The following is a 5827-nucleotide window of genomic DNA, read 5'->3' on the forward strand; positions in this document are numbered from 1 at the left end:
AAAGACTACCCGCCTTATCATAAGAATAGACCTTTTCATTATCCAGTTGATCTCTTTGTTTTATCAATCGGTTAAGAACATCGTACCGATAAAAAACTTCTCCACCCTTTGGATCTTTTACCATTAAGAGATTACTCAGCGCATCATACTTCATCTCGACAGCATTCCCGTTGCCATCAGTTGCTTTTATCATTCTTCCCAGTGGATCATAGCTGTACCATAATGCTACCCCTTTGCCATTTACCACCTCAATAAGATTCCCCCCTTGATCATATGCATAAGTTTGCGAAAAACCTAATGGATCAGTCATTTTGATCATTTCCCCAAGATCATCATACGTATATTTCGTTACTGCACCTTTCCCATTAACGTATTTCAAAAGTTTTCCATACATATCATATATATACCGTGTTTTCACCCCATCAGTATTTATGACTGCCGCTAGTTTATTCCACCAGTCCTTAGTGTATGTGTATCGAGTTATATTCCGCCTAGCGTCTTTCATGGAAACAACATTATCAAACTGATCGTATTCCATCTTTATAACGGCATCTTTACCATTATTTGTTTTTCTTATGATCTTTCTAAGATTTAGCCGCGCATCATACCAATATTTAGTTTTATTACCATTAGGGTCCGTATATAAGATAACATTGCCTAAACCATCTCTTTTATAATACCTAACAATGCCCTGCCCCACATCATCTCCCATTTTCTTTACGCTTTTTATGTATCCACGGCTATCATAATTTATTTGCGTCTTTTTACCCACAGGATCAGTTATCATAACGGGCATTCCATATCTATCATTCTTAAAAACAGTTACTGCGCCATCTCCCTCAATTATCTTTCTAATATTGCCTTGTTTATCACGCAGCATCTCTGTAGTTACTCCCAAAGCATTCTCTACAACTATCAGTTTATTTGACCTTCGATCATATCGATATCTGGTAACATTTCCTAGCGGATCAACCATCATAATAAGATCACCTCTGGCGTTATACCGATAACTATACTCACCACCATTCTTATCAAGTACACACGCAACATTGCCTTCCTTATCATACTTCCGATCAATAACGCCACCGAGTGCATCAATCTCTTTAACGATCTTATTATCATCATTGTAATATGACTGGGTTCTCTTTACTGCCCTCTCATAAAATGTAACGATTTTCTTCTGATCATCGTACACAAAGCGGTACATCAATCGATCCTGTTCATTTCCCTGCTCAATAACACGATTTTTCTCATCATACCTCATGATAAGTTTAACCCCATCACTATAGGTCTTCTCTACCATATTCTTGTTTCTGTCATATTTGTATTGAACAATACCTCCGGTAACACCCTGCACCTCTAACAAAATATCATCTGTGTAATTACATACGTATTTTACTTTTCTTCCCGCAGAGTCTTTGATCTCTTTTATTTTACCGTTAAAATCATAGCTAAATTTTATCCAATCACCGTATCTGTCTGTAACTTTTACAAGCTTCTGTGTAATATTGTTGTATTTCATTGTAAAAAGAACGCCATTGAGGTCTTTTATATAGGTAACGTTCCTATGGTAAGAGGAATCGAAGACATAGGTAACTCTATCTGGCGTTATTAAGTAGACATTACCTTTTCTACCTCTCACAAGGTCATTATATACCCCTTTCGGTGCAACATACTTCTTCCCATCCTTCTTGTAGTAATGACTTTCACCTGTACCCATATGTACTATTGCGCCTTTTTCTTTCTCTTCCAAACGGATATCATACCTATGGCTCCAGCCATATCCAAAAGATCCCTTTTCCACTGAATTTAAGCTATTGTAATACCGTTTGAATAAGAGCGCTGTATCAGTTCGGTTAGCTGGAAGGTCAGTTACAGATTCAAAATAATTTCCCGTGGGAATTACCACTGGATCAGATACTTTTGTCTGCCCAGTTTTCTTATCACCTGACTTACTTACGGGATCTTGCTGAGTTGACCCTCGCAATATTTTGATGGGCTTTATGTGCTTTTTTAATTTCTTTAATGCGACTTTTTCATCTTCTCCATATTCATCATCTTCAAAGTCTTCATCTTCAAAGTCTTCTTCATCTCCAAATTCTTCACGTTCAAACGGTTTCCATTCCTGCGAAACATTCACTTTTTCTTTTGAAGAGAGATCAGTAAATCCTTTAGGCTCATCTTTAGCGGTAAAATCGCAGGGATAGACAGAAAGTGGATAACATAAACTGATAATAAGAGACGATATAATAAATGAGTTAAAGAATGTTTTTATTATTTGATTTATTGGCATTATAAAGCAACCGAATAATTTTAAATTACCTGAATTACATTTTTAGAAAAGATACTTAACTTGAGAACTTTATCTATTCCTACATCAAATATCTAAAAGTTGAACAATTTTAACAACTCTTTGAAGTCTTTCTCTACTTCCATGATATCGTCTCCTTAAGATTTGAACTGCTTCAATACGTTCTTCTGGAGTTTTCGATAACCAATATTCCAAGTCATCTTTTCTTTGTTGATCATCATTCAAATTGTATTTACGCACTACCTTTTTTATCACGTTTTCTCCATCTTTTATTCGTTTGCAAAAGCACTTAAAAAATATCAAAATAGATTCTTTAAATTAGCTTAATAGCCTCGTTAGATATTTATTAGATTCTTAATTTCAGATTTTAATTTTGGTAGGTTAAATTTTATAGCGTCCCAGATTATTTTAGAATCAACAATATCATACCCGTGGATAATAACATTTCTAAAACCAATAATCTTGTGACCATCTGTGATCTTAGATAAACAGTCCTCATCAACGTTTTTTATCCTATAGAGCGCTTCTCCGATGATTTCGAACTTTCTCTCAATGGCAGATTGCAGGAGAGAGTCTTCTGTGAGGTCTTCGTAACTTTTGCCTTTTATAAAAGATTCTATTTCCTCAATAGATTGCTGAATATCGTGTAGATATTTCTTAATGTCATGCAGCATATATGTTTTTTCTTGTTTGATCGATACTTGCTTGTAGATAAGGATTCTTGACCGAGCCATCAATTATGATATCAATTTGGCGATGAAAAACGTTCTGCAGTTTTTCTTTTAAGACAAAATAATCGTCAAAACGGTTAGAATTTTCATTCTTTTCAAATTCTACGATTACATCAACGTCACTATTTGGACCAAAGTCATCGGTCGTAGCCGATCCAAATAGATCCAGTTTTTTAAGATGTAACCCGCTACATATTTGTTTAATTTCTTCTTCGAAATATTCTATATCAAACATAACTAAACATCTCCTAACCAAACACATTATATCATTTTCTTATTTTCTAATAAATATAAATCTAACTCCATTATGCCGATGACCGAAAACCGCGATAGCAAAAAGAGTGTCCCGATTTACTTACCCTTTAATGTATTTAACACATCTTCAATTGCTTTAGTATATATATCTTTAATCCTACTGAATATCGCGTCAGAAATCTCTTTACTGTATATATGGGAAGTTTTATTCCTATCCTCCATCATATTGAGAAACGTATCCTCACCATGTATCCATCCAAGCCTAAAAGCTTCTTTCAAAGTTTTTTTTGGTGTTTTTACATCAATCCCTTGATCCTTAATAAATATTTTCAAAGTTTTCCACAATAATTCATATGTAATTTTAAATCTGTGAATCACACCATCTTTCTCCAGCTCACATTCAGCTGACAGAACACCCTCTTTAAGTTTATTAATAGCATTCTCAAGCTTTTCTAAAGCAAAGCTAATCTCTTCGCTCATGAATCACCTTTCCAGTTTTACTAGATAGCATTTTCCATGTTTGATTGGATAATTTGTATTTTTCTATTCATTATGTCGCGGTCAACCACACCTCATCTCCTTCTCAAACTCACGATTATACGTATCGTGAACATATTTAAAATCGAAATAATTCAACAATGTTCTCTCTTTGAATTGAGCATATTTATATTCGTCTTTCACATAAATTAACTCTCCTTGACTGATTATTCTATATGACAATATAATCGGAGCTTTATTTAAGATAACAAGATCTATCTCTTTTCCTCCAAACCTGTTTGTAATATCTACTGATAATTCAAGTTCCTTTTCGAGGGATACCTCTGAAGACGATTCAAGCAATAAAGCTATATCAATATCGCTTTTATTATGAGTGAACCCATTAACCTGAGAACCAAAAAGAAAAACAGCAACAATTTCGCTGTTATTTTTAAAATAGGAACCAAGTTTTTCTTTCAATTCTTTTATAATTTGTGTCATTTCTAACAATCTCACACTGTTTTACGCTTATTTGTTTAGAATTATTATATAAAACTCAATAATATAAGTACACTTTAAAATAATATAAGATAGCCGTGAGCGTTAGCTTCGTATGACAACAAATTAACATCTTTTGAACGATATATTCGCGTATATTATTTGTGAAGTTTATCGCGAAGCGGCTTTCCTTCTTGAAAAATAGTTGTTTGAATGCTTTTTATCGCACTACAATAAAAACAGTAGCAAAAAGAGTGTCCCGATTTATGAGCTGTGATTCAAGAGAAAACTTTAAAGATAATGGGGTAATATTTTGATGGCGAAAGGATCTTTGGGTAAATTGTAAGTCAGATTGACAATTTGTCCATTTTGAAAATGGCATCTTGTTAATAAAAAATAGAACGTCCTAAATTTACTTAAAAAAAGGTTAAATTTAATTTATAATTATGATAGCATATTTAGTTGGAGGTAGATTAAGTTGAGTCCTACAGTGTTCAGAGAAGGAAAATATAGATTTTATTTTTTCTCCAGAGAGGAGCCAAGAGTTCATATTCACGTTATTTCTCCGAACGGAGAAGCAAAGTTTTGGTTAGAACCGTTAATTTCATTGGCAAACTATTCAGGTTTTTCCAAAAAACAATTGAGTTTTTTACAAAAGACTGTAGAGAGACATAAAAATGAAATTATTAAAAAATGGAAAGAGCACCTTAAAACCAGAGATAACTAATATTTCTGAACATGGTTTTTGGATTTTATTAAACGAAACGGAATATTTTCTCCCCTTCGAGAAATATCCCTGGTTTAAAAACGCCAAAATATCCTCAATAAGTACCGTAAAATTGTTCCATAATCATCATCTATACTGGCCCGAGTTAGATATTGACCTATCCATAGAAATTTTAACCAATCCAGAAAAGTACCCTTTAACATACAAGTAATAGACTCTATTATCAAATCACTGTACCCGACCGTAAAACACTAACTACTATTAAAGTAATTGCATTGCAACTACTTTAATGCTAACAACTTAGAATGAGTGTCTCGCTAGGACCGCTAAAATTGATTAGTTCGGAGCATAACGAGAGTACAGGCATGAACGGTTTTAATCCCTTCTGCTCTAGCTTTGTATTCAAGATTGGAATTCTCTGTGCCGGGATTTAATATTATCCTTCTCGGTTTTTTCGAGATAATATCATCTAAAATGGTGTTAGATATAGCAGGACCTACATAGAGCGTAATTGTATCTATTTGATCAGCAATATCGTTTATAGAAGAATATACAGGAACACCCTCAATATCTTTTACTCTCTGATGGACAGGATAGACATCATGTCCTTTTTCTTGCAGGAGGGTCACTGCCTGATATGAATACCTCTCAGGTTTATTTGAAGCTCCTATCACTGCTACTTTCATACATTTGCCTCTTTTAACATATTTCAGTCGAGTAGATATAATATGGCCGTCACACTTAGACATGCTTTGTGTTCCCTGTTACTCTCCCCTTTCGGTTTGGAGAGTGTCACATTATTCTGTCTTATGCTTCGACTTCAACACC

General features: G+C 34.0%; 8 protein-coding genes. 1 reads left to right on the top strand and 7 read right to left on the bottom strand.

All coding sequences use genetic code 11. The features are described from left to right. The 6 genes from P9M13_09365 to P9M13_09390 form a co-directional block, all read right to left on the bottom strand. A partial coding sequence (locus tag P9M13_09365; GenBank protein MDP8263489.1) for a DUF6531 domain-containing protein occupies positions 1–2293 on the bottom strand: 2293 nt, incomplete at its 3' end. Positions 2294–2377: 84 nt separating this feature from the next. After that, positions 2378–2566, bottom strand: coding sequence for a hypothetical protein (locus tag P9M13_09370; protein MDP8263490.1), 189 nt, complete (start codon positions 2564–2566; stop codon positions 2378–2380). Between the two features lie 80 nt (positions 2567–2646). Beyond that, positions 2647–2985: a DUF86 domain-containing protein gene (locus tag P9M13_09375; GenBank protein MDP8263491.1), complete on the bottom strand. Its 339-nt coding sequence runs from the start codon at positions 2983–2985 to the stop codon at positions 2647–2649. Continuing rightward, positions 2975–3277, bottom strand: coding sequence for a nucleotidyltransferase domain-containing protein (locus tag P9M13_09380; GenBank protein MDP8263492.1), 303 nt, complete (start codon positions 3275–3277; stop codon positions 2975–2977). The genes P9M13_09375 and P9M13_09380 overlap by 11 nt, the downstream gene beginning before the upstream one ends. Before the next feature lie 116 nt (positions 3278–3393). Then, the gene (locus P9M13_09385; GenBank protein ID MDP8263493.1) at positions 3394–3777 is read right to left on the bottom strand and encodes an HI0074 family nucleotidyltransferase substrate-binding subunit; all 384 of its coding nucleotides are present in this window, start codon (positions 3775–3777) and stop codon (positions 3394–3396) included. 81 nt (positions 3778–3858) lie between these two features. Then, positions 3859–4275 (bottom strand): nucleotidyltransferase domain-containing protein, encoded by a 417-nt coding sequence (locus P9M13_09390; GenBank protein ID MDP8263494.1) that lies wholly within the window; start codon positions 4273–4275, stop codon positions 3859–3861. 674 nt (positions 4276–4949) lie between these two features. Here P9M13_09390 and P9M13_09395 point away from each other — a divergent pair. Next, a complete protein-coding gene (locus P9M13_09395; GenBank protein ID MDP8263495.1) occupies positions 4950–5210 on the top strand; it encodes a DUF2442 domain-containing protein in 261 nt (86 codons plus the stop codon). 115 nt (positions 5211–5325) lie between these two features. Here P9M13_09395 and P9M13_09400 read toward each other — a convergent pair whose 3' ends face one another. Further along, positions 5326–5685, bottom strand: a complete 360-nt coding sequence (locus tag P9M13_09400) for a CoA-binding protein (protein MDP8263496.1) — start codon at positions 5683–5685, stop codon at positions 5326–5328. Positions 5686–5827 lie beyond the last annotated feature (142 nt).

The organism is Candidatus Ancaeobacter aquaticus (assembly GCA_030765405.1).
Taxonomy (GTDB): domain Bacteria; phylum Auribacterota; class Ancaeobacteria; order Ancaeobacterales; family Ancaeobacteraceae; genus Ancaeobacter; species Ancaeobacter aquaticus.

Coding starts and splice junctions, on each gene's coding strand:
- P9M13_09375 (MDP8263491.1), bottom strand. CDS start 2,985: ATGCTGCATGACATTAAGAAATATCTACACGATATTCAGCAATCTATT.
- P9M13_09380 (MDP8263492.1), bottom strand. CDS start 3,277: ATGTTTGATATAGAATATTTCGAAGAAGAAATTAAACAAATATGTAGC.
- P9M13_09385 (MDP8263493.1), bottom strand. CDS start 3,777: ATGAGCGAAGAGATTAGCTTTGCTTTAGAAAAGCTTGAGAATGCTATT.
- P9M13_09390 (MDP8263494.1), bottom strand. CDS start 4,275: ATGACACAAATTATAAAAGAATTGAAAGAAAAACTTGGTTCCTATTTT.
- P9M13_09395 (MDP8263495.1), top strand. CDS start 4,950: ATGAAATTATTAAAAAATGGAAAGAGCACCTTAAAACCAGAGATAACT.
- P9M13_09400 (MDP8263496.1), bottom strand. CDS start 5,685: ATGAAAGTAGCAGTGATAGGAGCTTCAAATAAACCTGAGAGGTATTCA.